At 50.0% G+C, this 24,659-nt stretch carries 24 protein-coding genes; 6 read left to right on the top strand and 18 right to left on the bottom strand.

All coding sequences use genetic code 11. The features are described from left to right. Window positions 1-166 precede the first annotated feature (166 nt). The 7 genes from ACZ520_RS07250 to pilM all read right to left on the bottom strand — a co-directional run bounded on the left by ACZ520_RS07250 (window position 167) and on the right by pilM (window position 6,172). The gene (locus ACZ520_RS07250; RefSeq protein ID WP_088565536.1) at window positions 167-667 is read right to left on the bottom strand and encodes a hypothetical protein; all 501 of its coding nucleotides are present in this window, start codon (window positions 665-667) and stop codon (window positions 167-169) included. 145 nt (window positions 668-812) lie between these two features. Then, the gene (locus ACZ520_RS07255; RefSeq protein WP_088565535.1) at window positions 813-1,724 is read right to left on the bottom strand and encodes an outer membrane beta-barrel protein; all 912 of its coding nucleotides are present in this window, start codon (window positions 1,722-1,724) and stop codon (window positions 813-815) included. 13 nt (window positions 1,725-1,737) lie between these two features. Next, on the bottom strand, window positions 1,738-2,127 hold the full coding sequence (locus ACZ520_RS07260) for a hypothetical protein (RefSeq protein WP_088565534.1): 390 nt from the start codon (window positions 2,125-2,127) through the stop codon (window positions 1,738-1,740). A 126-nt stretch (window positions 2,128-2,253) separates the two neighbouring features. Next, window positions 2,254-2,685, bottom strand: coding sequence for a single-stranded DNA-binding protein (locus ACZ520_RS07265; protein ID WP_011164062.1), 432 nt, complete (start codon window positions 2,683-2,685; stop codon window positions 2,254-2,256). A 162-nt stretch (window positions 2,686-2,847) separates the two neighbouring features. Further along, a complete protein-coding gene (gspN, locus tag ACZ520_RS07270) occupies window positions 2,848-3,813 on the bottom strand; it encodes a type II secretion system protein GspN (protein WP_088565533.1) in 966 nt (321 codons plus the stop codon). Further along, window positions 3,813-4,508: a hypothetical protein gene (locus ACZ520_RS07275; protein WP_088565532.1), complete on the bottom strand. Its 696-nt coding sequence runs from the start codon at window positions 4,506-4,508 to the stop codon at window positions 3,813-3,815. Before ACZ520_RS07275 ends, gspN begins: the two co-directional genes overlap by 1 nt. Beyond that, window positions 4,505-6,172 carry a pilus assembly protein PilM gene (gene pilM, locus ACZ520_RS07280; RefSeq protein WP_088565531.1) on the bottom strand — a complete coding sequence of 556 codons (1,668 nt, stop codon included), beginning with the start codon at window positions 6,170-6,172 and terminating at the stop codon, window positions 4,505-4,507. Before pilM ends, ACZ520_RS07275 begins: the two co-directional genes overlap by 4 nt. A 393-nt stretch (window positions 6,173-6,565) precedes the next feature. On the opposite strand from pilM, the gene ACZ520_RS07285 reads away from it, so the two are divergent. Next, window positions 6,566-7,750, top strand: a complete 1,185-nt coding sequence (locus tag ACZ520_RS07285; protein ID WP_464127850.1) for a hypothetical protein — start codon at window positions 6,566-6,568, stop codon at window positions 7,748-7,750. A 392-nt stretch (window positions 7,751-8,142) separates the two neighbouring features. Beyond that, window positions 8,143-8,352: a hypothetical protein gene (locus ACZ520_RS07290; protein WP_464127851.1), complete on the top strand. Its 210-nt coding sequence runs from the start codon at window positions 8,143-8,145 to the stop codon at window positions 8,350-8,352. 323 nt (window positions 8,353-8,675) lie between these two features. Here ACZ520_RS07290 and ACZ520_RS07295 read toward each other — a convergent pair whose 3' ends face one another. From ACZ520_RS07295 to gspG, 5 genes are read right to left on the bottom strand one after another with little or no spacing between them, the layout of a single operon-like run. Next, window positions 8,676-9,968 carry a type II secretion system minor pseudopilin gene (locus tag ACZ520_RS07295; RefSeq protein ID WP_464127852.1) on the bottom strand — a complete coding sequence of 431 codons (1,293 nt, stop codon included), beginning with the start codon at window positions 9,966-9,968 and terminating at the stop codon, window positions 8,676-8,678. After that, window positions 9,916-10,794 (bottom strand): type II secretion system protein GspJ, encoded by an 879-nt coding sequence (locus ACZ520_RS07300; RefSeq protein ID WP_464127853.1) that lies wholly within the window; start codon window positions 10,792-10,794, stop codon window positions 9,916-9,918. The genes ACZ520_RS07295 and ACZ520_RS07300 overlap by 53 nt, the downstream gene beginning before the upstream one ends. After that, a complete protein-coding gene (locus ACZ520_RS07305; RefSeq protein ID WP_088565529.1) occupies window positions 10,794-11,294 on the bottom strand; it encodes a type II secretion system protein in 501 nt (166 codons plus the stop codon). Before ACZ520_RS07305 ends, ACZ520_RS07300 begins: the two co-directional genes overlap by 1 nt. Then, the gene (locus ACZ520_RS07310; protein WP_088565528.1) at window positions 11,291-11,875 is read right to left on the bottom strand and encodes a pilus assembly FimT family protein; all 585 of its coding nucleotides are present in this window, start codon (window positions 11,873-11,875) and stop codon (window positions 11,291-11,293) included. Before ACZ520_RS07310 ends, ACZ520_RS07305 begins: the two co-directional genes overlap by 4 nt. A 5-nt stretch (window positions 11,876-11,880) precedes the next feature. Next, window positions 11,881-12,291 carry a type II secretion system major pseudopilin GspG gene (gene gspG, locus ACZ520_RS07315; RefSeq protein WP_011164071.1) on the bottom strand — a complete coding sequence of 137 codons (411 nt, stop codon included), beginning with the start codon at window positions 12,289-12,291 and terminating at the stop codon, window positions 11,881-11,883. Between the two features lie 423 nt (window positions 12,292-12,714). Between gspG and ACZ520_RS07320 the strand changes: the two genes are divergently transcribed. Next, complete coding sequence (locus tag ACZ520_RS07320) at window positions 12,715-13,776, top strand: hypothetical protein (protein ID WP_464127854.1); 1,062 nt, start codon at window positions 12,715-12,717, stop codon at window positions 13,774-13,776. Further along, on the top strand, window positions 13,776-14,201 hold the full coding sequence (locus ACZ520_RS07325) for a hypothetical protein (protein ID WP_464127855.1): 426 nt from the start codon (window positions 13,776-13,778) through the stop codon (window positions 14,199-14,201). Before ACZ520_RS07320 ends, ACZ520_RS07325 begins: the two co-directional genes overlap by 1 nt. Before the next feature lie 30 nt (window positions 14,202-14,231). Here ACZ520_RS07325 and ACZ520_RS07330 read toward each other — a convergent pair whose 3' ends face one another. From ACZ520_RS07330 to gspC, 6 genes are all read right to left on the bottom strand, one after another. Then, window positions 14,232-14,609, bottom strand: a complete 378-nt coding sequence (locus ACZ520_RS07330; RefSeq protein ID WP_464127856.1) for a hypothetical protein — start codon at window positions 14,607-14,609, stop codon at window positions 14,232-14,234. After that, window positions 14,606-15,967 (bottom strand): pre-toxin TG domain-containing protein, encoded by a 1,362-nt coding sequence (locus tag ACZ520_RS07335; protein ID WP_464127857.1) that lies wholly within the window; start codon window positions 15,965-15,967, stop codon window positions 14,606-14,608. Before ACZ520_RS07335 ends, ACZ520_RS07330 begins: the two co-directional genes overlap by 4 nt. A 137-nt stretch (window positions 15,968-16,104) precedes the next feature. Beyond that, window positions 16,105-17,322 (bottom strand): type II secretion system inner membrane protein GspF, encoded by a 1,218-nt coding sequence (gene gspF, locus ACZ520_RS07340; protein WP_088565525.1) that lies wholly within the window; start codon window positions 17,320-17,322, stop codon window positions 16,105-16,107. An 80-nt stretch (window positions 17,323-17,402) separates the two neighbouring features. After that, the gene (gene gspE / locus ACZ520_RS07345; RefSeq protein WP_464127858.1) at window positions 17,403-19,097 is read right to left on the bottom strand and encodes a type II secretion system ATPase GspE; all 1,695 of its coding nucleotides are present in this window, start codon (window positions 19,095-19,097) and stop codon (window positions 17,403-17,405) included. A 5-nt stretch (window positions 19,098-19,102) separates the two neighbouring features. Continuing rightward, entirely contained in the window at window positions 19,103-21,400 is a 2,298-nt protein-coding gene (gspD, locus tag ACZ520_RS07350; RefSeq protein WP_088565523.1) for a type II secretion system secretin GspD, read from the bottom strand. Between the two features lie 46 nt (window positions 21,401-21,446). Then, window positions 21,447-22,364, bottom strand: a complete 918-nt coding sequence (gspC, locus tag ACZ520_RS07355) for a type II secretion system protein GspC (RefSeq protein ID WP_374032658.1) — start codon at window positions 22,362-22,364, stop codon at window positions 21,447-21,449. A gap of 175 nt (window positions 22,365-22,539) precedes the next feature. On the opposite strand from gspC, the gene ACZ520_RS07360 reads away from it, so the two are divergent. Both ACZ520_RS07360 and ACZ520_RS07365 read left to right on the top strand, forming a co-directional pair. Then, a complete protein-coding gene (locus ACZ520_RS07360) occupies window positions 22,540-23,106 on the top strand; it encodes a hypothetical protein (protein WP_374035521.1) in 567 nt (188 codons plus the stop codon). Window positions 23,107-23,179: 73 nt separating this feature from the next. Next, window positions 23,180-24,658 carry a methyl-accepting chemotaxis protein gene (locus ACZ520_RS07365; RefSeq protein ID WP_374032661.1) on the top strand — a complete coding sequence of 493 codons (1,479 nt, stop codon included), beginning with the start codon at window positions 23,180-23,182 and terminating at the stop codon, window positions 24,656-24,658. Window position 24,659 lies beyond the last annotated feature (1 nt).

Below are 24,659 nucleotides of genomic sequence, written 5' to 3' on the forward strand. Positions count from 1 at the left end.
GGTTGGTTTTAATATGGGGCGACAGAGGGGGCAAGTTTTCAGAGTGGATGTAAGCGTATTGAGAAAATATTGGAGGGTCTTTGTGAGGGAGGCTTGGGAATAAAAAAACTCCCATCCGTTTAGGTATGGGAGTTTTTGAGGTTTACCGGTCAGGGTGGCGGTAAAATTACTTTACGCGGCCAGTAACCTGGATGTGGATACCCACTTTGTCAGAATCGCACAGGTCTTGAGCGTCAGAAACTGGAACGTAAACCGCTACGCGACCGTGAAGGTATTTGTAGTCGTTTTTCGCCAGCAATTGATCAAGGTAAGCTTTACCAGCAGAGCAGTCAGAGGTGCCGGAAGTCGCATAAGCTTTGGAGTTAACCAAAGAAACTGTCCAAAGAGCGTTGTCTGCCAACATCAAAGTGCTGTAGTTGCAAGTGGAGTCACCTTCCGTGTAAGTCGCCTTAAGAAGGATGTTGTCCAAAGAGTAGTCTGCAGATGCAGTGGTGAAGATGATGTTGCGGGAAGAGATATCAACCGGAGTGGCTGTTTGAGTGTTGCCATCGTCACAAACGTAAGCTGTGAATTTTGCCAACCATCTTTCGCCATCAAGAACCAGGTCTTGGTTGGCTTGTGCAGAGAACGGAAGAACCATCATTAGTGCCAGTACGAATTTTTTCATGTTTTCTCCTAAATTGAGGTTTTAATGAACTGGCGTGGTTTCTAAAATTAAAGCGGGCAGGGGTCAACTTTTGAAATCTAATGAGAATCTATTGATAAACGGGTTATCAATTCAGGAATTACTGACTCCGAAATAAGATGTATTTTTACAGATTCCAGGCCCATCCGGCTTTGATCACAATCATGCTGGCTTTCACAGTGTCGGAAGCCGGGAACATGTTGTATTCGATACTGACCGGAATGTAGTTTTTACGATCCATCTGCCAGTCCAAACCGCCTCCGAAAGTGAAGACCTGATTGGTGGAGATTTCTGATTCATTCAACGCAGTGGAGGACTTGGAAAGCGCCAGCAGATAGCCCATGCCACCACCAAGCCACACACGGTACTTGTCCTGAATTGGGTACCATTTCAAAAGACCATACAAAGACAAATAATTGATTTTCGCATCACACGTGGTGCTGCTGTTACAAGCTGCTTCGGTGGTGCTGCCTGTGACGTTGAATTGTTCCATCGCCGCATACCCGCGGCCCACCAGGCTGTTGTTCAGGGCATAGTCATAAAAGCCGCCGAAGCCAAAGCCGGTGCCGGACATGCTGGCGGAAGCCTTCTGGCTGATGCCGAAGCTGTCACGATAGGTGATCTCGGCGTCCATGGAGTTCATCATATAGCCGCCCAAAACGCCCCAGGAATCCTTCAGGACACGCAAATAGCCGGTGGCATTGGTTTGCCTAGGGGCAGCCTCTTCGGGCGTTTCTGGAGGGGCGTCAGCCGACATGGCGGACGGAGCTTTGGCCTGCAAAGTAAAGCCGTCGGCAGCCTTGCCGCGGACGATTTCGCCCAGAGCTTTGGTGCCTTTGACTTGTTTGATGCGAATGATGGCCGACCGTTTTTGCGTGGACGGGTTGATCAGATAGAACTCTTCACCCACCTCGGTGGTATCGCCATCCAGGTTGATCAGAACTTTTTGCCCTTTGACTGCAGAAACCGATGCGGCAAGGCCTGTCGAGGAAAAACAAAGCAGAAGACTCAATGCGCACAGCTGGTTTTTGAAATTCACTCGGGGACCTCTTCTATTCCAGAGTCATCAGGTTGTTTTCAAGTTCACGGATGAATTGATCTTTGTACAGTGTCCAGACGGTCTCATTGGCGAACTGATAGATGCAGGACTGCGTGGCCTTTTCGCTTTTTTGCAAAGCTTTGACTTCAACCACTTCACCGCGGTGAGTACGCCAGATCTCCAGATCTGTTTCTGAAAGAACAAGTTCGTAGGTGTGAGAAGGGAATTCCTCGTTGAACCAGGTTTCAAGTTTGCCCTCTTTTTTGCAGCTGACCAACTGGAAAGAGGCGGCAGCGACTTTACCCGGAGCTTCGGATTCAAACTGCTTACGACCCTCCGAGCGGTAGATTGTACAACCGCTGAGCAAAACCACAAAAAGGGAGGAAAGCATGAAACTTTTCATAGCCCTTTAATTATAAGAACTTAAAAGGCAAAAAAAAAGCCCCGAATTACTTCAGGGCTTTAGGCTTAATTTAATGCTGCTTCAGCTTACGCGTCTCCGACGCTCCAGCTCTGCCCGCGGGGCGGACTAAAAAGGAATTTCGTCGTTAGAGTTGAAGCTAGGCTCCGGACCGAAATCTTGGAAGTTGAAATCGTCGTTACCCATAGAGTTGCCAGAGGACTTTTCGCCACCAGCTGCGCCCAGGAACTGAACTGTGGAAGCCACGATTTCAGTCGTGTAGCGTTTTTGACCTTGTTGGTCTTCCCACTGACGAGTTTGCAATTTGCCTTCAACGTAAACCTGACGGCCTTTGGAAAGGTGTTTGCCGCAGATCTCAGCCAATTTGCCCCATACAGTGATGCGGTGCCATTCAGTGCGCTCTTGGCGTTGACCGTCTTTTACCCATGACTCACTTGTAGCCAGGTTCAAACGCGCCACAGTGCTGCCACTGCCGATAGCTTTAACTTCAGGATCAGCGCCCAAACGGCCTACAAGGATAACTTTATTTACTCCGGACATATTCCCTCCACTTAATTTACCAGTCCGTTTTTTGTCAGAACCGGGTTGAAGTCAATAAGGACTTCGCTCTTGATTTGTATTGTGAAGAGGGTGAGCAATATTTAGGCAGAGCCCCGCATCAAGTTAATTTAAGCGGGGCTGGTGGGGGATCTAAAAATCGGACTAACGCACAGCTCCGATGCTTGGCGGCATCATAGGGTTGCTGGCGGAAACCTTGAATTTGTACTGAGATCCTTCGGAAGTCGGTGTTTTGTAACCATCAATGAACGTCAAAAACAAAGCCGCACGCTCTTGGAAGCTGCGTTTGGTTTTAAGGTCCACTTCGATATTGTAGGCGCCGATCTGATGACCGAAAGAGTTTCCACGATTCACAATCGTCAGGCCGATCTTGCCCTTGATAGTGCCGTAAAGCTCATCACCTGGTTTTCCGATCGTACCAGTTTCAATCACAAACTGTCCGGCGGCCAGACGGCCTTTCAGTTCCACCGTGCTCAGTTTCAGATCCGGCAACGTCAATGGACCCATCGGGGTGTTCACGTTGGAAGGGGGAAGTTCAAACTGATTGATGGAAAGATTCATCTCGATATCAGGCTGTTCCTGGAAAGTCAGATCAGCCAAAGCCGTCGACTCAAGATTCAACTGACCTTTGAGCAGAATTGGCAGGTTCGCCATTTCGCGCAGATCATGCAGGGAAATCTTCTTCGCGCTGACTTCGATCTTGTGGCGTTCGGCACCGTTTTCGGTTTTGCTGCCTTTACCCACCTGAACATCGACGTCCCCTTTCAACAAACCCTTCGCAGACACATGGCCGTAAGGTTTTTGCTGAATCAGGCCGCGAACAGACGGGGTGATCACAAGCTCCGTCGCCGAGATCGCCGGAGTTCTGATGGATTCAATATAGACTTGATCCATTTTTACACCCGGTTGCGGGAACAGGCTCATTTTCAGCTTTTCGAACTGCACGTAAACGGAGTTGTTGGAAAGACGGGACACCTGGGATGAAATCAAATCACTCAGGTCATCAAACGGGAACAGCAGGAAAGCAAACACCAGGGCGGAAACCACCATGACAAAGATCTTGCCTTTGCTTTCGCGGATCAATTTCAGCAACTGACGAAACTGCTCCATTATTCGTCCCCGCTGTCATTGTTGTTATTGCGTTTAAAGCGGTTGCCGCGGGAAGGCGGCTCTGGGGCTTCCGGTGCCGGAGCCGCCGGGACGGCCAGGGCCACCAGCTTGTAAACCACGTCAAAATAGCGGTTGTCCTCGCGGTTGGCGGTCATCACCATGTCTTTCATTTTCACGCTGGGATTGATGCTTTGGAACTGATAACCCAGATCCAGCACCTGACGGATGTTCAGCTTTGCAAGGCTGACCTGCAAAAGACCTTCGGTCAGATTCTTAGGAACCAAATTGGAGTTGTTTTCCTGAATCTCGGTGCCTTTGATTTGTTCCGGCAGCAGATTCGCCGCTTTGATCTGGTTGTCGATATTGTTGCGGATCATGTCCATGCTGGGTGCCTGCGGAATTTGCGGAACTTCCGAAGATTCGCGGCTGACTTTCAGCAACTCGCGAATGGTCATGCGTTTGCTTTCAAATTCGCTGACGTATTCATTGGACTGAGTGTACTTGCCGTAGGGAATGGACAGGATGATCAAAGAAACCAGCGCCACGCCACCCACCAACGTGAGCTTTTGCATGGCCGGAGTCATGTTTTCATAGCGGTCGCGCAGTTGGTTGTAAGCACCACTTTCCTGGATGCGTTCCCAGGTCACACGGGCGTCGCTGACAAGTTTTTCTTTCAAATCATCAAAACTGCTCATCTTGTCACCTTCTCAACATTGCGATCGACATTGAAGCTGAATGAAAAAGCGGTGCGGCCGGGCAGAGTACCCAAAGTGCTTTGGCCGCTTTTCACCTGACCGTCTGTGGAAACGTTGGTCAGGGCTTGTTGCAGCAGGCTCATCTCGCGCGGAGAGTTCACATAACCCTGCAAGGTCACCTGTGCATCCTGAATCGCCATCTGGTGGATGTCCAAAGTGATCGAGGATTTCGGCGGAGCCGCATCGTTGATCTTTTTGGCGATATCCAGGGCGGAATTCATATTGGCAACGCTGGCCAGAGTCTTAAGATCAGCGGCGCGTTTTTTGTTGTCACGGATGTACTTGCGAATGCCGTTTTCAGAAGCCGCACGGCCTTTCAGTCCCGCCACGGACTTGGCCTGGGACTTCAGCACTTCCTGAGTGCGGTCGGCAAGGCTTAAAGCAAAGCTTTCACGCAGGGAGGAATACACAAACAGAACCACCAAAGCCGCCGTCGCCACTTTGATCGTGGAACCCCATTTTTCCCAGAACATTTTCAGTTGGTGATTTTCTTTGGCGAATTCACCACGCAGGAAGTTCAAAGGCGGATTTCTTGGTTTTTTGAAGCCTTCAATTGCCAGCCCCAAAGCCACACCGCAAACAGCGCCGTGATAAGCCGAGCGTTCAAAATTCACATTCGGGATCTGATCCAGAACCGACACGCGGTTCACCGGAACTTCCAGAACTTGAGTCAGGAACGGGCCCAGGTTCTGAATCTGGGAAACACCACCGGTCAGGTGAATGTTGTTGATCTGGGCGTTGAATTCACTCTTCAGTTCCAGAATCGCCAGTTGCAGATCACGCGCCATTTCGCGGACGCACTTGGCAATTGTGTCCGAGAATGTGACTTGATCGAAAGTGGCACCCTGTTTGTTGGTCAGAATGAAAGCTTTGGTCTGAAGCTCTTTGATCGCTTCGATGTACGGAATTTCGTATTTCTTGGCGATGGCATCAGCGATATTTTTACCGCCCCAAAGGATAGAACCCACTTGAATCAAAGAACTGCCTTCAAAAGCGCACACCAGGGTGCGGCTGTGGCCGATATTCAAAGTGATGCTGATCTGACGAACCGGTTTTACCTCTTCATCCAAACCCAGCGCCGGGGCCGCCAAAGCGGGCGGGGCTTCATTCCAGCGTTCGAACACGTTCGCAAAGGACGTGCCTTCAGAGGAAATGATGAATGGATCCATGTTGGAATCCTGCGCGCGCTGAATCAGATTCTGCACATGGATTTTCGGCGCCGCACAGGCCAGAACTTCCGCGCCAGAACCTACCGTGCGGATGATTTTGGCATCAAAGATGGCATTGTCAGATGAAAACGGCAGGTCTTCTTCAAGCTCAAAGGCCAGAGATTTGGAGATCTTGATACGGTCATTGAACGGGAAGAACTTGTTTCGGATCGCCACACGATTTTGTGGCAATGCAAAGTTAAAACGAGTTTGTGACGGGTCATAAAGACTGGAGAGGTCACGCAAATACTCAAGGATTTCAAGCTCCTGATCAGCGCCTGGAGAAATTCCGAGTGGATGCTCCATGAACTGAGTTACTTGAAAGCCCTTTGAAGTGGACTGCACTTCAACAACCTTGATGCTGCTGGATCCGATGTCAATGCCGAGAGATTTCAAAGCAATTCCTCCATGAACTGGCTTTGGTCTAAGTCTATGCGAGGATCGCCTTGGTGTATAGCCCTAAGTTAGCGGCACGCCGTCCGGGCTCGGTCGGTGCCGCAGCTTCGCTGCGGTTCGCGCATCCATGCGCCACCGAAGGCCGCGAACTTAGGGCTATACACCAAGGCTCCTTGCGCAGAAGACCTGCATCTTGGCGCTGGGGAGGTAGGCTGATCCCCTTTGGGGAAGGCGCGGTGGGGATGGGGATGGGTTTTGACTGGACCTTGATCGAGTGTGGGTGTCTATGGGGTGGACGGCTGGGGAATTTTTGCTGGTTTCTTCGATGTAATCATACAGAAACGTATTTAGTGGTAGAAACGCGGATCAAATTCAAATCTTTTGAGGTTTTTCATGCGTTCTTTTGGCGTTTTTGTCCTGGTCTGTCTTGTGTCGTTTAATTCTCATGCTTTGTTTGGGAAGAAGAAAAAAAATACCCCCGTTTCCGAGTATTCAAAGGGACATACAATTAAAACTGCTGAGGGGTGCAGCTTGAATTTGTCAGATCTTTATATCAACCCTAAAAATAAACATTCTTGGAGCGGAGCCTGCCCTGGCGGTTATGCGGAGGGGATTGGTTGGGTCTCTGTTCAACAAGCCAATGGAGTTTCATATAAAGCCTTTGCAGTTCAGATGCGAGGGGGTCGAATTATCCCTAGCAGCTATTGGTACGCTGGATCTCCTGAATACTACCAGAGCACGTTGGGTGGTCATGATTGCAAAGACAGAAAGAGCAATTTGCAGGAGTGCGCGCGTATAGAATCTTTTGTCGCAACAAACCCACCATACGAACAAATCCTTACGTCTGATGGATGTAAACTTCAGCAGCCAAGTATTTTTCTTCGAGGACCTCAGGTGACATGGAGTGGGAAGTGCGAGAATGGATTTGCTGAAGGATATGGCTTTATTAAAGCGCCTGCTTTGAACGATAAGGACGCTGTTATTGGCAAGATGGTCTATTTGATTCGCTATCATCAAGGTAAGAGAATCGTTGGAAGCTACTATTCATGGGATGCGGATATTAATGGTTCGAAGTCGTCAATTATCTATCAGGTTGGGCCTGCATTGACTCCGATTCATATTGAGAGCATTAAGCCCTGCGCGTCTATCAAGCCTTGTAAAGAGTTGATGGCAGCGAAGGCTTTAGGTGGGAAGAATCCTGAAGGAATGGCTCCGGTGTCGGATTTCATGCCTCCTGTTGCTGATACTCGTGGGGGTGGGGATCGCCCTCCGGCATTTGATCCCAATCCTCGTCCGAATCCTTCTGGTGGTGGGTATGGCATCGGCAAGTACAAAGCTCCGAAAGTGGCTTGTGATGACTATGCTTTGGGTCTTGAGATGGACAAACATTCTGCAACTATTAATGAAGGCGTTGGGATCTGTGACAATGCCAAGGCGACGGCGAAACTTTATGAGTTCTATGCCAACTTGCTGGAGGCCAGTTGCCCGTACAAAACTGCCGAAGTAGCACAGGTGCGTGAGGCTGTTGAATCTGCCAAACAAACTATTCGTGGAAGTTGCACAGACTATAATTACTAATTAAGAAAATCTTAGGTCCTAAAAATTGAAAACCCCGGTTCACCGCCGGGGTTTCTTTTTATCTTTCGTTCCAGTACACAACTCTTGGCGGGCCTTTCGGGATTTGCGTGGCGTTGCCAGTGCTTCCGCCTGCGCCGGAACCACTTCCTCCGGCGGGGCCGGAGCCTGAGGATCCGCCTCCTCCTGTGGTGTCCCCACCGGTCTCCTCAATAGTGGCACAACACGATTGGGTTGGAGTGGTCCTGTTGGAGGGAGAGATGTTTTAAGTCTTCGTTTGGGAAGTAAGCATCTCGACCTTGGTTGGCTAGGTTCAGCAGCGTCCGCCGCAAATCCTTGGCGTGACGGTCTTTTCAGCGGAATACTAGGAGTTGGATTTACCAACGGAGGGACTTGTGAGTAAGGCCAGCGAAATCGGTCAACGAATAGAAGAGTGGTTTAAGGCCAAGAAATTTATGGGCTTAGTTTTTACTAAACTTGCACTACCTGATAATGAAATCCAAAATTTGAAGCTACTTGGTTTGATCGTTGCAGATCAAGTATTCACATCGATCAGAGGTGGATCTGGTCTGAAAAAAACATGTCATCTCGAGCCTTGGAACTAGAATGCCTTGGCAATCGTTATTGAAAATTTTAGGAATTGTTGTTTTTTGCTATCTGGTGATCCTGGTTTTCATTAGAGCAGAGGTGAAAATATTCGGTTCGGAAAAAGTGCGAAAGGCCTTATCGCCTAGTAACAGTAGAGTTAATTGGAACCAGAAGGCGGTTCTTTGGATAATCCTATCTGTGCTTATTGCAATTCCAGTGTTTTATAGTCTCCTGATGTCATAGTATTGCAGGAAGGGGTTCGCAAAATGAGCACATGCGCCAATTGATTAATTGTGTTTCTAGTTAAAAAAAAACCCGGTTTGTAGCCGGGGTTTTTTTATTATCTTTCGTTCCAGTAGACCACTCTTGGAGGGCCTTTGGGGATTTGGGTGGCGTTGTTGCCGGCGTTTCCGCCTGCAGAGCCTCCGCTTGGGTTTCCTCCTCCAGCGGCGGGGTCGGGATTGCCTCCCGCTTGGTCGCCTGCGGCGGCTTTTTTGTCTTTATCGACGTAGGTTTTTACTTTGCTTGCGGTTTTTTGCAGGTCCATCACTACAGCGGTGATTTCTCTGGTCGCGCCGGCAAATTCGCCGGTGCTGCGGATTTTGAAGTTCATCACGCTGTCGCAGATCAGCGGCACATCTTCGGGATTTCCTTCGGTACGGATGCCTTTGCCTTGAACGAACTGCCAGAAGTCGCTGCTGCCGCCGCCTTGATCGCACTTAAACGGACCGCCTTCTTCTTCGGAATCGCGGCGTTTGATGATTTCGGTCACCACTTCATCAGTCATCGCTGGGTCCAGGGACTTTAGAACTTCGCGGGTGGCGATGTTCGGGTTGATCCCTTTCATTCCATAGATGGTCACTCGTGGGGCCAGCAAGTCATAGAAATCATCGTTCATCCCAGGGACCATGTGCAGTTCGGCAACAGAGCGGAACGGGCGGTTTGGGGGATAGTAGTCGCCCTGCGAAGCTTGGTTCAGTTCTGCGTAGTTGGCGCGTTTGTCGCCGCCGTTTAGGGAGGCAGATTTCGGGCTCATCCAGTCGGCGATGTTGTTCACCAGTTCGTCAAATCGGACGTTGCTGTATTCACGCTGGAAGTTTTCGTCTTCTTTGATTTTTTGCGCAAAGATCGTGACCAGTTGTTTTTTTGTCAGTTCCTGCAGCGATTTTGACGGGGAGGCCAGATCATTCAGATCGATCTTGGAGCCTTCATCCTCGATCGTCACAATGTAACTTGTGTCCATCGTGGAATCGGCGACGGCTTTTTTAAAGGCATCTTTATCGATGGCGCTTAATTCATCTGGAATTGGCAATGGCCATGCAAAAGGGAACTGCCAGATTTGATCCAGCATTTTGGTGTCACCCAGTTTGTCGCCCAATTTGCTTTGGGCCTGTTGATAGATCTTGATACGCAGCAGGCTGAGCTGCATGCCGGATTTGGCAGCATAGTAGGCCTTCACACGGTTTAAACCCTGTGAATTCACCAGGTATTCGACGTTGGAATCATAGGACACTTCCATTGCAATCCACATGATCAGCATGATACAGGCAATCGCGATCATCAGCGCGATGCCTTTGGCATTATTGATTGGGCGCTTGAGTTCGCGGCCAAGAGCTTTGATTGCCTTGAGCATTTGCACCCTCCTCTGGATTGTTGGGGAAGTGAATCGGGACGATCAGTTGCATAGAATACTTTTTGCTTTTGCCGGCGGTTTTCTTTTCCACGGTCAAAGAGATCTCGACAGCTTGTGGGAATTTGCCCTTGGTGGCCGCGTCGCCTTGGGCGTCCGTGCGCCAGTCATTGGCCCAATCCTGTTTGCCTTTACCCATATAGCGCAGTTTGAATTCGCTGACGTTTTCAAGCAAAGCGACCTCGTCGCCACCTTTGGTGACATCCAGATCCACATACGGGGAGCTTCGGCGCCACAGGCATTTGGAACTGCCGCCACCTTCGCGCAACGATTTACAATCGCGCAGGGCATAGCCCACTTCGATAAAGTCCGCCTGCTTGGTGTTTCTGACGGTGCGGGCGTTGTTCATGGTCACAAAATTGATGGACTCGTTGTTGCCTACGAAGTGAGTCTCGGGATCGCGGCGGGGAACTTCGCGTTGCTCAGGCTGCTCATGCATATCGTTGGTAATTTGGCCGCCGGGGATTACGCCGGGGATGCTGCTATCGGGGATTGTGCCGTTCTGGTTTGAAGAATTGTTATTTTTCTTCTTCATCAGCTGTTCCAGCTCTTTTTCAACGTCGCGATAGTGGTAAGCCAGATTGATGTCTCTTTCCAGCAGGCGCAAACCATCGCGCATACGGGACACATCATCGATCTGATCTTGCAGTTTGACCTTGGCCTTCACGGCCTGTTGAATGGCCTGCGCTGTCAGCATCGTGAGTGTCCCCAGGATGGTGATCGTGATCATAAGCTCAATCATGGTAAAGCCGCGGTTGTGTTTCGTCATCACATCCCCGGCATCGAAGGCAGTGGCAGTTCCTTGTCATAGTCGACAAAGTACTGAGTGGCAGAAAACTCCATAGGTTTTTTGGCACCTTTATAGATGACGGTCACTTTCACTTCCTTCACGGACTTGGAAAGATGCTCTGTCAGTGTCTTCATCACGGTCAAAGCCATTTCATCCGCACCACCAGACTGGGCGGTGAGGGTCGCGGAAATATCCGGGACTTCAAATTCTTTGGAGGTCATTTTCCAGGTGTATTGAGGATACTCAGAGCCAAAGTCGTCTTCAGTTTCTTCCGGGATCGAGTCCAGTGGTTTTCCGGCATACTCCATTTCGACTTCGACCATTTTTCGTTCAAGCAAGGCGGTGACTTCGGTGGACAGCTGGGTCTTGCGGACACGCATGAAAGAACCGCTCCAGGAATTTGCCAAAAGCATAATCCCTGAGGACAGGATCACCATCGCCATGATGGTTTCAATCAATGTGAATCCGTTTTTTTTCACCGCTGGACTTCCTTTAACGAAGAAGCTTTCTCAATGATATCAGCTTGACCCGTTAAAGGATTAAAAACAAGAGTCCAAGTTAAATTATTTCCATTCGTGATCTGCACAGCAGAGGCTTCCACAAACCCCTCTGGGAAGAAATGGATATAGGCCACCCCGGAAGTCATAGGGGATTTCATATTCACAGTCTCTACCGAAGCAAAACGCAGGCCCTCGGGAAGCTCTTTTTCTTTCTTCAGCAGGGATTTATCCATCTGAAACAAAGGGGGAGGTGCATTTTCCTCGTCACGGTCTTTTTCTTTTTCTGCAGCGTCAGGATCGACAGCCTGAGGGCCGCTGGCGCGTTCCAGCCAATACTTTTCCTCTCCCGGTTCCATGCTGATGGCCAGGCGGTAAGTAGAGTTGGTTAAACGGGCTTTATTGCGGATTTCTTTGGAAAGAACGATGAAGTTGCGGGCAACGGCTTTGATATTGCCGTCTTTTTTGAGAAGTCGGGGAGCTCCCACTGTGATCAGAGCGGCCATAATGGCCAGCACGATCATGATTTCAATGAGAGTGAATCCCCGCTGATTACCAGGCATCTGAATTAGTTCAGATCATCCAGTGTGATGTCTTTGTCAAAGCCAGAACCACCTTCGCGGCCGTCTTTACCCAAAGATTTCAAAGAGTATTCGCCACCTTCCAGTTCGTAAACCAGATCGTGACCGAATGGATCTTGAAGTTTCTTGGTGTAGTAAGGCTGAGGACCCCAGTTGGAGCAGTTTGGATCAGCAGTTGTCAAACCTTCCAAAGTCTGAGGATATTTACCGCAATCCGTGTAGTACATGGAAAGGGCATTCACGATTTGTGTCAGTTGGATCTTAGCCTCTTTGGCTTTGGATTTATCCAATTGTCCCGTGATGTTAGGAAGAAGAAGAGCTGCGATACCACCGATGATGGCAAGGACGATCATGATTTCAATCAGAGTCATACCCTTGCGGTTTTTGAGAAGAGACATACTTACTCCTTTTTACAGACATTGAGGATAGCAAAACCTAGCCCAAAATCAAAGGACAGAGCGGCAGCCGGACTAATGTCACATAATAATTCTTCGCTCGGGGATTTCGGTTTTGCGACGCCTGAAGAGGAGGCTGAGGCCTGCGTCTCGCCTTCGGACAGTCCTCGCTCGGGCTGGTTCTTGCTGTTTCGCTTTGTTGGGTGGCTCGGCTGCGGAACTTGGCGCGACTCAGGCCTCAGCCTCCTCTTCAGGCTCGAATCGGATATCACAGTGAGATTGTATGGGACATTGGTCGGGACTGCCTTTGCTGGGTTATGAAGGTGTTGGGATGGTTTGGGGTGGGGAGTTTATGGGTTACTTTAGGTTTTTGGGTGGACGTTTGTCTGTCTTGTTTTGAGTAAGGAAGCTGCCGATAAGTTTGGAATGAGAAGTATATTTGGTGTCGTGTTCTTGTTTTTGATGCAGGCGCAGGCTTTTGAAATTTCGAAGCAATCGGGCAAGCTTATTTTGTCTGGGGCGTGTGAAGAGGGGAAAAGTATTTACTCTTCTTTGGCGCGGTGGAGCACGAATGCTAAGACCGGGAAGACTTGTGATCCTGCGGCTGTGGCTGGGGAGTCCGGTGGTTCCTGTAATTTGGATATCACGGATTGTGTGCCTGAACATGTGGTCAAATATCATGGGGCCACGCCGGAAGTGGATGGGCCAAACTGTTGGAATCTGTCTTTGGTGATGAGTAAAATTTTGCCAGCCATGCGTTATTCTACGCCGGAAGAAATGAATTTCTATATGCGTCCGCCTCTTTGCCGCGCTTTAAAAGACGGTGAAAAGAAAGAGCCGGGGGATGTCGGTGCCATTCGTCAGATCGCAGGTGTTGCCAAGACCACGGAATATCACGGTTTCATTTATATCGACGAAAAGATCGCTTATTCAAAAAATGGTTTCAGTAGCATGGCCCCTTATGAGCTGCAAACCCTGGACAAGGTTTACAGGACCTACGAAGTCCCGGATAAACCGGGATGTCGCCAAAATGTGATCAACTCCAAGAGCTCCCAGTGTGGTCAGGCGGTGGCCTTCTATCGTTGTGATTCCATGGAAAGTTATCTGCAAAAGAATCAGAATGTGCCGGATCAGGTGCGTGAGTCCTTCAAGAATATGGATGCGGCTGAAAACTGCGTGCAGGAAGCCATGTTCAAGGGGGATGCTTTAAGCGCTGAGGCCCGCAAGAATTTGCGTGATACCGGGGTGGCTCTTGTTGAGTACCTGCAAGACGCCAAGAACAAGCCAGAAGTTGCCAAAATGAAGGCTGAAGAACGTGATTTCCTGCTGGGAAGTTTGCAACTGCGTCTTGCCGCTTTGGGAGAGCAACTGCAGTTCGTGGCAATGGAAAGACAGGATCGTGACACCTTTAAGACTGCGGGTGAATTGAAATACGTGGCCGAGATGTTACAGGCCTCTGCAAAGCAGCTTAAAAAAGGAGCTCGCTAATGAAAAATGCATTGTTGATGTTGTTGGCAGGATTTGTTTTGGCGGGCTGTGGGTCTGTATGGAAGGGGCCGGAGGCAGCGCCTGTGCGCAAGCCTGATAATGCTTCAGTGACTGCTCAGGAACTGAAAACCTGGGGCCCGGTGAACCTGCTGCAAGGACTGAAAAGTCATTGCTGCAATGGCGTGATGATTGAAAAAACGGCTGTTGCATTCTGGGGTGAAGCCGAGATCGCAGAACTGCAAAAGTACGTCGATGATACAACTCCGTCAGCTCCGGTGTATCGTCCGTCAAGTGCAGTGATGTGCCATGGCCCAAAATACGTCTCTTCCGTGGGCCGCGAAGCCCGCCACCTGATCGAGGGCATTAAGAAGGGGACGTATCCAGTCTCGCAATGCTCCACCTACGATCTGCAATTCTCCGAATAAAAAAAGGAGCCTCAAGGGCTCCTTTTTTTATTATTCCCAAGTCACCTTGATTTGCTCGACCCTGGAATATACTTTTCGTTCCTCTGAGCTCCACTCTTCAATGTTCAACTCAATTCCGTAATTAATTTCTTTGATTCCATAGCATCCGCCGGTAAAAATTGGTGAAACTGTTAGCATCTTCTTTTTTCCGTCAAGGTGCCAAACTTGAAAGCGCGGTTCATTTTTCCCTGGAGTCCATTGGATCAAGAAGCAATGAAGGCCGTCTTGGGAGACTAAACCCACGTCTTGAAAGGAGTATCCCTTCATGTCCGGGATGAATGGGCCACGAAGTTCCACGTCCGCCACCTTGAGCGGAGAGCCCATTCGTATTTCATTGGCATTCGAGAAAGATAGTAGATAGTGAGTCATAAAGACACCTCGTCGAGAACTTCGTTTAAAGGAACATCGTCAGGGATATAAAACTGGTGGCCACTCCCTCCCGCGACCTTACCAGCATACCCAGAAACATTTTCTTTGAAAACGTATGTTTTAATTTGATCTGCATAGTTGTGATACTTGAAAATATTTAGCATTTCATCTGCCTCTTTTGCATCACGAGGACGAATTGGCGTAAACCATCGGCCTGGGGTGGTTGCACCAGCTCGCTGTACTTGATGGACAACTTCACCTGCATAGTAGACTCCTGGAAAAATGTGACCTTCAAAAGCATCTCCATAGTCCTTACGTATTGGTGGAAGGTTTCTGACGAACTTCCCTGTTTTTTGAGGGGAGCGTGCGGAAACTATAGCGTTGAGGATCCTCCCGGGCAGGCCTGCTTTTGTACTTTTGAGGATTTTGATCCCGGCAAAGCCCAGAGGACCCAGAGCTGGTGCAACCATACCTAGTCCGGCCATCAGTCTTTCTCCGTCAGACAATGGAGTTTGGGTTACAAGGCTTCGACCAGATGTGAACTCATAGACATCTTTTGCCCACCCAGCAGGAGAAATAGAAACACCGAGTTCGAGTGCAAATGTAGCGAGGGCCCGCGCGCCTTCTAGAAGATCATCTGCGGCATCATACTCTTTATCTAGATAAGCATTTTTTGCATCCTTTTGGAGGGTTGTGGAAACTCTAGCCAAGGCAGCTTTTTGGTGGCTTTGCTGGGAGCTGTTTTTGAGTCTGTCCAGCGAGCGATCAACTTCTTGATACTTCTTCGCAAAATCGCTGCGCTCCATGTAGTCGCCTGCCTCAGTGGCATTTTCTCCGGGAACGGTGCTGTAGTTCCACCAGTCGGCTTTATATCCCTGCTGGAAACAGCTCAATGTTTCAGAACAGGAAAGTAAGCCACGCAGAGGGAGCATCTTTTTTCCATCGGTTGACTTCACATATTCTGTGCCGTGGTTGTCATAGAAAATATCTGAATTGTCGTTACCCGGATTTACGTGTTCTTGGGCGTTTTGAATAGCTTTGGACCCACGAGCATAGCGCGCGCCACGCTCATCTCTTTCATAGTGGGTTCGACCTTCATTAAATGAATGGCGTTCGAAGTCATCATCGCGGCCGTCGTCGTCATAATCTCCACGATCGTATCTGCCGCCGTTGCCTCGATCATCACATCCAGCCCCAACACAGTTGCCGTCTTCATGACCTTCGTAACGGTCTTCTCCTGAGGTAATAACTGAACCGTCATCTCCGAAGTCGATAGGTATGCGATCATCGGCGTATGCAAAGTTATTCAGAATGAATGCGAATGTTAGGCAAAGAGATACAATTTTTTTTGATTTCATATGGCCTCCGCAGACCGGATATCGCAATCCGGAGGCCATCCTTATAGGGGTTTAAAAGCAATAGGTTTGAGATGAGGGGTTTGTGGAGTCTTATTTATTAGAAATGGGATTCGATAGGGAGACGCGGGGCCAGAGACCTACCCCGCAACGTTCGCCATTTCGAACATTGGGACCATGACGGCCATAACGATCATACCGATCGCTGCACCCATGATAACGATGACGATCGGACCCATGATGCTGGTCAGACCTTCCAATTTGGTTTTTACCTGGAAGTCGTAAGCATCAGAAACCTGACTTAGCATGTTTTCCAGCTCGCCGGTTTTTTCGCCGATGTTCACCATGTGAATCACGATAGGGGGGAACTGGCCGGATTTTTTCAAAGGACCGGCGATGGATTCACCCTCAGAGATATTACTGCGGGCTTCATCAATCGCTTTAGCCAGTACGTGGTTGTCGACAACGTTTCTGACGATATCCATCGCAGCCAGCATCGGAACGCCACCGTTTAGAAGTGTCGCCAGGGTGCGGGTGAAGCGGGATACAGCAACCATGCGAACCGTCGGGCCAATCAGCGGCAATTTCAAAGAAATCGCATCCCATTGGTTTTTGCCGGCCGGGGTGTTTCTCCAGTTACGGAAGAGCAGGTACACGATCAGCATGCTTCCCAAAATCAGATACCAATAGTTCACCGCAAACTGGGACGCATCAATCAAAGCCACCGTGTACCACGGAAGCTGCAACTGCGGAGCGGACTCAAACACGGTCACCATTTTAGGAATCAGGAAGATGAACAAAAAGCCCATCAAACCAAACGTCACAACCAGCATGATCACCGGATAAGTCATGGCACTGCTGACTTTGGCGCGCAAATCGGCCTGAGCCTCGGTGAATTCCGCCAGACGCATCAGGATCACATCCAAGCTGCCTGACATTTCGCCGGCTTCCACCATCGACACATAGATCGTGGTGAAGACGTTTGGGTATTTCAGCATGGCTTTATGCAGGGTGGAACCTTCGTTGACCATGTTCTTACAGTCGGCCAAAGCTTCCGCCAGGGTCGGGTTTTCGACCTGTTCAGAAACCGCCGTCAACGCGTCCACCAATGGGATGTTGGCTTTGATCAAAGTCGCCAGCTGACGGGTCATCAAAGAAAGGTCTTTTACGCCCACGTTTTTAGTGGCGCGGGGACCGGTTTTCTTTTTTGGATCTATCTTCTTTTTGTCTTTGATGTCGATGACAAAGATATTGTCTTTTTTGAGCTTGGTGCGGGCCGCTCGCTGGTTTTCAGCGTCGATGGTCCCTTTAACATTTCTTCCGTCTTTCGACAGGCCTTTGTACTCAAAAATAGGCATTGTGGTTACCTTATAAGTCGTTTCTAAGCTGGTTCAGCTGCAGGGGCGAGGCCCCTGCGCTCTCCGCGGCTGCCGCCGCCCTAAATATCCAGCTGCGTATTGGAAGTCAGTTCTTCAATTGTCGTGATGCCCGCAAGGACTTTTTGGATCCCGTGGTCACGGAAGGTCTTCATTCCGTTGGCAACTGCTTGTCTTTTAATTGTATTACCGTCTTTACGCTGCATGATCAATGAACGGATGTCATCCGTTACGATCAAAAGCTCTCCGATATTGGTACGACCGGAGTAGCCTTTCTGCGAGCAGTGGTTGCAACCCATGGCTTTGCAGATGTTGGCTTTGTTCGCCTCTTCACGGGTGATACCCAGAAGCTGGATTTCAAAATCCGTCGCTTCATGCGGGGCTTTGCAGTGTGGGCAAAGAACGCGCACCAAACGCTGGGCGATAACACCTGTGATCGAGGTTGCAATCAGGAACGGTTCCACCCCGAAGTCGATCAGACGGGGGAATGCCCCGGCCGAGTCATTCGTGTGCAGCGTGGATAGAACCAAGTGACCCGTCAAAGAAGCCTGGATCGCCAGTTCGGCGGTTTCCAAGTCACGAATCTCACCGACCATGATGATGTCAGGGTCCTGACGAAGGAAGGAACGAAGGCCGGCGGCGAAAGTCAGGCCTATCTTCGAGTTCACTTGCACCTGACCGATGCCGTGGATACGTTGCTCCACCGGATCTTCAACTGTCAGGATATTCACGTCAGGCTGGTTCAGTTTGGAAAGGGCCCCGTAAAGAGTCGTGGACTTACCAGAACCCGTCGGACCCGTGACCAGGAAGATGCCATAAGAACGAGTCAGGATGTCTTCTTCCATGCGGGACAGGTTTTCCTGGGAAAAGCCCAAGGCCGCCAGTTCGCGCACGACAGAGGATCTGTCCTGAATACGCATAACCAGACGCTCACCGAACGTGGTCGGGACGCAGGACAGACGGATATCGATGTCTTTACCGCCGACTTTCAAAGGAATACGACCGTCCTGAGGCAAGCGCTTTTCGGCGATGTTCAGGTTGGCCATAACTTTGATACGGGACGTGATGGCGTTTTGAAGCTTTTTAGGTGGTTTGAACACGTCGAACAAAATACCGTCCGTACGGAAGCGCACGGCCATGTCTTTTTCATAGGGTTCGATGTGGATATCGGACGCTTTTTCTTTCACCGCACGGAATAGCAGACTATTCACCATCTTGATCACCGGAGCGTCATCTTCGCCGGCCTCAAGCAAATCCACGATAGGATCATCTAAATCGTAATCTTCTTCGGCGATTTCATCCAGACCGGAAAGATTGGCGGTGCTTTTTTCGTAAACTTTATTGATCGCGTCCTGAACACGGCTGGAAATGGTGATCAGAGGGCGCACGCGCTTTCCGAACAGAACCTTCATGTCATCCAGGGCTTTGAGGTTCACCGGATTGCTGGTCAGTACCACCAGCAGGTCCGCGTCTTCCTTGTAGGGAAGGACATTGTGCTGTTTTGCGTAGTTGATCGGAAGGTCACGAATCAAGTCGACGGCGATCTCGCTGACTGGAATATCCCGGATAAAATCCAGGCCCAGTTCTTTGCACAGATCGGAGACCACTTCATCCGCCGTGGAAAATTCCTTCGCAGCCAAAGCCTCACCGACGGTGACGGGTCTCACCACCGAAGGGTTGTTTAACACAGAACGGATTTGGTCCTGTGTTAAAGAGGTTGATTTGGCAAGTATCGTTGAAACATCCACGGAGGCCATCAGAATTACTCCTCAATAATAGGTTCAGCAGTCGCAGGCACATCAGCAGCGGAAGGTGCCTCTGCTTTGCGACGGATTTCATCCAGTTTTGCACCGTATGGATCCACGCCGCCCTGAGCTTTTACGAAATCAACGCGTTCATCAAGTTTTTTGGAAACGATGGCGTTGGCTTCGATGTTGTTGCGCACGATTTTCGGAGTCAGGAACACAACCATGTTCGTTTTGTCCTTTACGATCGTGCGGGACTTGAACAACCATCCAATAATTGGAATATCGCCCAGCAGAGGCACTTTCGTGACGGACTCTTGATCTTGTTCTTTCATCAAACCACCCAGAACCACCGTGTCGCCGTTATTCACGTTGATCACTGTTTTCAGGGACCGTTTTGCCAGAGGCTGTGTGGAATCCTGGAACGCTTTCGGTGTGGAAGCTGTTGAAAGCTGCGCCACCTGTTGCTTGATTTCCATGCGGATCTGATTGGAAGCCGGGCTGATGAACGGTTTGATCGCAAGTTTGATCGTTGCATCTTCAAACTGCGGAGTTCTTACCGTCGTGCCGCTGGTTCCAACGTTTTGCACGTTTTCACCGACAACAACTTTATCACCCACTTCCAATTCACCCTCTTGATTGTCCAAAGTCATCAATTGAGGAGTGGACAGGATGTTGGCTTTTTTCGCGGTTTTCAGGAAGTTGATGAAACCCAAAAGACTAGGAATCTTCAAAGTCGTTTTAGAAACCGGATCTGTCACTTCAACTGTTTTACCCTGACCGAAACCGATCACGGCACCAGAGCCACCTGTCGGGGACAGGAAGTCATTGATATTGGAAAGACCGTTGAAACCGACCTTGCCATAACCGCTGTCACCGTACTGGTAGTAACCAATACCCCAGGAATTACCGTCATTCACAGACATTTCCATGATGATGGCTTCCACAAACACCTGGTCACGAGGAGTGTCGATCTTGGAAAGGATATTCAGAACCACGTCGTAATCCTGCTTGCTGGCAGTCACGATCAGGCTGTTTGTGGTTTTATCGGCCGTGATTTTAACATCGCCACCGAAGATTTCCTGAGGAGCTTGCATCCCTTGGGAACCCAGCGGGGACAGCAGACTGCCACCAGTTGCCGGTTTTGGAGCGGCATCCTTGGTCACACCTTGAAGTGTTTGCGCGATCTTTTCAGCATCGCCGTGACGAACGTTATAAACGTAAACGCCACCGGATTCTTCAGCGCGGATCTTGAAGTCCAACTGAGAGATCAGCTTTTTGATACGCACGATACCGGACTTATTACCAACAACGATGATGGAGTTGGTACGGTCATCAGGAATCGCCATAAAGAAGCTGGCGCCCTGTTGGGACGTCGCCCCCGCAGAGCGGGAGAATCTTGGCACGCCGGCGGTAAAGGTGCCCGGAGCAGAACCTTGAGTTTTATTGCCTTTATTGACGATTTTATCAACGAGGTCAGCAAGGTCCTTGGCTTTCGCGTACTTGATAGGGATCACTTCAAGTTGTTCTTCAAATCCTGGAACGTCCAACTGGCTGATGATTTTCATCACGCGGTCGATATTGGAACCGTAGTCCGAGATGATGATGGAGTTTGTTGGCTCGTAGATGTTCATTTCACCGTCTTTGGACGGCAGGATGCGCAGGTCACGGTTCACTTGAGAAGCCGAGATGTGTTTCAAGTGGATGATACGTGTGATCATCTGATCGGCGTTAGGGTAGTAAGCGCCAGAGAAGGTTTCGATATTATCACGCTGGGCATTTCTTGCGGATTTGACCTTCAGGAAGCTTCCGGAAGGAACCACCGTGAAGCCATTGATCGCCAAAGCGGACAAGAAGGCCTTGTAAGCTTCAGAAACGGTGATCTTGGTTGGCGCGATGATCGTGATTTTACCACGAACGCCCGGATCGATGATGAAGTTCTTGCCGGTCAATTCACTGATCGCGCGAATGATGTCAGAAATCTCAACATTCGGGAAATCGAAGGATTCGATGGTTTCCGGGAAGTTCTTGTTGTTGATGTCTTCAATCGGGGCTTTGGCGAACTTGTCTTTTTCCGCCTTATTCAAAGGGGAAGATCCTGCTGGCGCGTCAGATCCACCGCGCGGAGCCATGCCTGAAGGGCCTCCGGAGTTGCTGCCGCCAAAATCAGAAGGAGCGGAATCACCACCACCCATGTCACCGAAATCCGGTGGCGGCGGCGGAGGAGGGAAGTCCTCAAACTGAGCCTTTGCTGCCGGGCCCACAAGCTGGGCCGTCATCAATGAAGCAAGTCCTATGCTGACGTTCTTTTTCATTTTGCTTCTCCTCCTGAGGAGTTGTCTTAAAATCCTTTTAAGTTCTTTACTGAATATTATAAGTCATGGTTTCGGTTTTACCGTTGCGCTCTACTTGAAGAGTCACTTTCGGTGAGTTCTTCAGGGTGTTGTAAAGCTCCATGGCTTTGGCCGGGCTGTCGACAGGAGTGCCGTCGACAGACTTAATGACGTCCATTCTTTGGATGCCAAGTTGTTCGTAAATACTGCCGGGTTGCATGTCCAAAATGCGGAAGCCATTGATGTTGCCGGTGCCGGGTTCGCGGTTCGGAACGGCGCGGGCTTGCATCAAAATACTGGAAAGATCGTTGGTGTACTTCAATAGATCGGCGCGTTTGATCATGAAGTTGTTGTCGCCAACTTTTTGCACGTCTTTGCCGGAATCCCCACCGGAAGGTTTGCCGGCGCCGAAGGCGACTTTTCCGCCTTCTTTTTTCATCTCGATGTATTCAAGGCGGTTGGAGTTGAGGTTGCGGAAAACGACCTTTTGGCGTTCCACCTTCATGATTTCAGCCATGCCGTCGATCTGTTTGCCGGGGCTGTAAGAAACCACGCCTTGCTTGCCGCGAACTTCAATGGCGGCCAGGGATTTTTCCGGATTCGAGTGCACCAAAGTTCCGATCAGATTCAAAGGCAACTGGGACGGAACCGGATCCGCTTCACGCTGGGCCTCGGCACCTTTGGATTTATCCACCAAAGCATCAGGAATCACGCCGCTGGAGGCGAAAATGTTACGGCTGGTGATGGAGTTGTAAGCGCCACGGCTGACGCCGGCCTCAAACTGACTGGATTTCGGATGAGACGGGGGAGCAGATTGCGGAAGCATTTTGTCGCGATAGGCGAGAATGCCCAGATCGGCCACGCAGTAACCAATAAATGCAAAGAGAATATAGGGATACCACTTTTCAAGTGGTGGTCTTTGATTCTTCGAGTTGCGTGAAGTCACGGTTGTACAATCCTTTGTAATTAACCAGCATTGCTGCTGACAGCTCCTAGTCCTTGGGCCTCTGTTTAGCCTATCAAAAAGGCGAGGTGACTGCACTAAAAAATACATACTGGACCCTGGTCTGGGTCCTGCATTTTTCTGCACACATTTCGTAAAGATAGGTCATGATAGTGATATGAGAATTCTCTACTTCACGGATGGAGCAGGAATCGATCTCTTGGGTATTCGCGAGTCTTTACTGCGTATCCCGGAGGTGCTCACCTCTCTACGTCGAGGCCAGGAACAGGCACGATACGTAGATTTGATGCAGGTGATGTCGTTGCCGGACGAAGATTTTCGTCTGGTCCCTTCTGTATTGAGAAACTACCTGATCAATTTGGTTCAACGGGGACTGCATCAGCGCTGGATCAATCGCGATCACCGTGCTGACTTGATCCTTCGTCGCATCAACCATCGTAACTTTGCGGAAATCAAAGCAGAAGTTCTGAACTTCATCCACGGAAAGCTCGAAGGCCGCCCGGTGGCGACCAAGGATCTGCACCTTTTGCACTTCCTAAGTTCCATTGAGATCACCATCATCGGGCCGGGCTACGACGAAATCGAAATGTGGCTAAGACGGGAAATTTCCACCAGAAATGATGTAAAAGTCCTGATCAAGGATGTGATTGCGTCCGACCCCCAACTGGACTGGTTCTGGCCGCAAGTGTCTGAAACTGTGGTGTCTTCCGCCGATCTTATCTAAATAAACAAAAGTTGCACCCTTAAGAGCCCATAGAAATAACCGAAAAGCCCTCCACAATTATGTGAGGGTGACTATGAACGTGTTCGCGAAGGTTCGTCTGTTTAATTTTTTGTCTGTCGGTCTGGTACTGGCATTGTATGTTTGTATCGGCACGGCCTTTCACTATGAGTCCGAACTGAATCGGGCGCACGAGTCCAAATTCAACTCCATCCAACTGGCGCAACAGCTCCGCGATGATTCCGCGGCTTTGACCCGCAATGCTCGCACCTATGTGGTGACCGGGGATAAGAAGTTTGAAGAAGCCTATCTAAAGATCATTGCTGTTCGAAATGGTGATGAGGCTCGTGCTGACGGCAGAAAAGTGTCCGCAAAAACCCTGATGCAGGAAGCGGGATTCACAGCGGAGGAGTTTGCTTTGTTGGCCGAGGCTGAAAAGCGCTCCAATGACCTGGTGAAAACTGAAACGGCAGCGATGAACGCGGTCAAGGGGCTGTATGCTGACAGCTCCGGTCAGTTCACCGTGCACAAAGAGCCGGATCTGAATTTCGCCCGCCAATTGATGCATGACGAATCCTATCACAAATTTGTGGAAACCATCGGGGAGCCGATCGATAAATTCGAAGCGGTGTTGAATGCCCGCGTGCGCGGCGCGGTTGAACAGGCGTTGTGGTATGCGAAGCTTGCCCTGGGGGCCGTGGCGGTGATGATCATCGCCCTGTCAGTGACGATGTTTATGTCTTCTTTCTCATTGAAAGAAGGCATTCGTCTGCAAACCGAGTCTTTGTCGGCCGCTTATGCGCAGATTCGCCGTTTGGTTACAGATCTGACCGGCTCTAGCTCGGCCTTGTCTGCGGCTTCCACAGAATCTGCGGCATCGTTGGAAGAAACCGTGGCGTCACTGGAAGAGCTGACCAGCATGATCAAGCTGAATGCTGATAATGCGAAGATGGCCTCGGACGTGTCCCAGGTTTCAAAAACCACTGCGGAAGAGGGGGCCAAAGAGATCGCGTCCCTGATGCAGTCGATGAACGAGATTGCCAACTCTTCAAAAAAGATCGAAGAGATTGTGAACGTGATTGATGACATTGCATTTCAGACAAATTTGCTGGCCCTGAATGCAGCGGTGGAAGCTGCGCGTGCAGGTGAACAGGGTAAAGGCTTTGCGGTGGTGGCAGAAGCAGTTCGCGCTCTGGCATTGCGCAGTGCCACTTCGGCGAAAGAAATTTCCGGCCTGATTTCTGAAAGTGCGAACCAAGTCGAGCGCGGGCAGGCGGTTGCAAAAAGCAGTCATGAAGTCCTTAACAAGATTGTGTCTTCGGTGAACAAAGTGGCCAGTCTGAACAATGAAATCGCCACTGCCAGCCAGGAACAAAGCACTGGGGTGTCGCAGATTTCCCAGGCGATGAATCAACTCGACCAGGTCACGCAAACCAATGCATCGTCTTCAGAAACTATTTCGGAGGCGGCGGGAAGTTTGAATCATTCCACCGAGGGACTTACGGCCACTATCAGCAATCTTGAGACCCTGACGGGTCTTAAGAAGGCTGGATAGA

This window comes from Bdellovibrio sp. BIS2, from assembly GCF_055398295.1.

Coding starts and splice junctions, on each gene's coding strand:
- ACZ520_RS07250 (WP_088565536.1), bottom strand. CDS start 667: ATGAAAAAATTCGTACTGGCACTAATGATGGTTCTTCCGTTCTCTGCA.
- ACZ520_RS07260 (WP_088565534.1), bottom strand. CDS start 2,127: ATGAAAAGTTTCATGCTTTCCTCCCTTTTTGTGGTTTTGCTCAGCGGT.
- ACZ520_RS07265 (WP_011164062.1), bottom strand. CDS start 2,685: ATGTCCGGAGTAAATAAAGTTATCCTTGTAGGCCGTTTGGGCGCTGAT.
- gspN (WP_088565533.1), bottom strand. CDS start 3,813: ATGGAGCAGTTTCGTCAGTTGCTGAAATTGATCCGCGAAAGCAAAGGC.
- ACZ520_RS07275 (WP_088565532.1), bottom strand. CDS start 4,508: ATGAGCAGTTTTGATGATTTGAAAGAAAAACTTGTCAGCGACGCCCGT.
- ACZ520_RS07285 (WP_464127850.1), top strand. CDS start 6,566: ATGCGTTCTTTTGGCGTTTTTGTCCTGGTCTGTCTTGTGTCGTTTAAT.
- ACZ520_RS07295 (WP_464127852.1), bottom strand. CDS start 9,968: ATGCTCAAGGCAATCAAAGCTCTTGGCCGCGAACTCAAGCGCCCAATC.
- ACZ520_RS07300 (WP_464127853.1), bottom strand. CDS start 10,794: ATGACGAAACACAACCGCGGCTTTACCATGATTGAGCTTATGATCACG.
- ACZ520_RS07310 (WP_088565528.1), bottom strand. CDS start 11,875: ATGCCTGGTAATCAGCGGGGATTCACTCTCATTGAAATCATGATCGTG.
- gspG (WP_011164071.1), bottom strand. CDS start 12,291: ATGTCTCTTCTCAAAAACCGCAAGGGTATGACTCTGATTGAAATCATG.
- ACZ520_RS07320 (WP_464127854.1), top strand. CDS start 12,715: ATGAGAAGTATATTTGGTGTCGTGTTCTTGTTTTTGATGCAGGCGCAG.
- ACZ520_RS07325 (WP_464127855.1), top strand. CDS start 13,776: ATGAAAAATGCATTGTTGATGTTGTTGGCAGGATTTGTTTTGGCGGGC.
- ACZ520_RS07330 (WP_464127856.1), bottom strand. CDS start 14,609: ATGACTCACTATCTACTATCTTTCTCGAATGCCAATGAAATACGAATG.
- ACZ520_RS07335 (WP_464127857.1), bottom strand. CDS start 15,967: ATGAAATCAAAAAAAATTGTATCTCTTTGCCTAACATTCGCATTCATT.
- gspF (WP_088565525.1), bottom strand. CDS start 17,322: ATGCCTATTTTTGAGTACAAAGGCCTGTCGAAAGACGGAAGAAATGTT.
- gspE (WP_464127858.1), bottom strand. CDS start 19,097: ATGGCCTCCGTGGATGTTTCAACGATACTTGCCAAATCAACCTCTTTA.
- gspD (WP_088565523.1), bottom strand. CDS start 21,400: ATGAAAAAGAACGTCAGCATAGGACTTGCTTCATTGATGACGGCCCAG.
- ACZ520_RS07360 (WP_374035521.1), top strand. CDS start 22,540: ATGAGAATTCTCTACTTCACGGATGGAGCAGGAATCGATCTCTTGGGT.
- ACZ520_RS07365 (WP_374032661.1), top strand. CDS start 23,180: ATGAACGTGTTCGCGAAGGTTCGTCTGTTTAATTTTTTGTCTGTCGGT.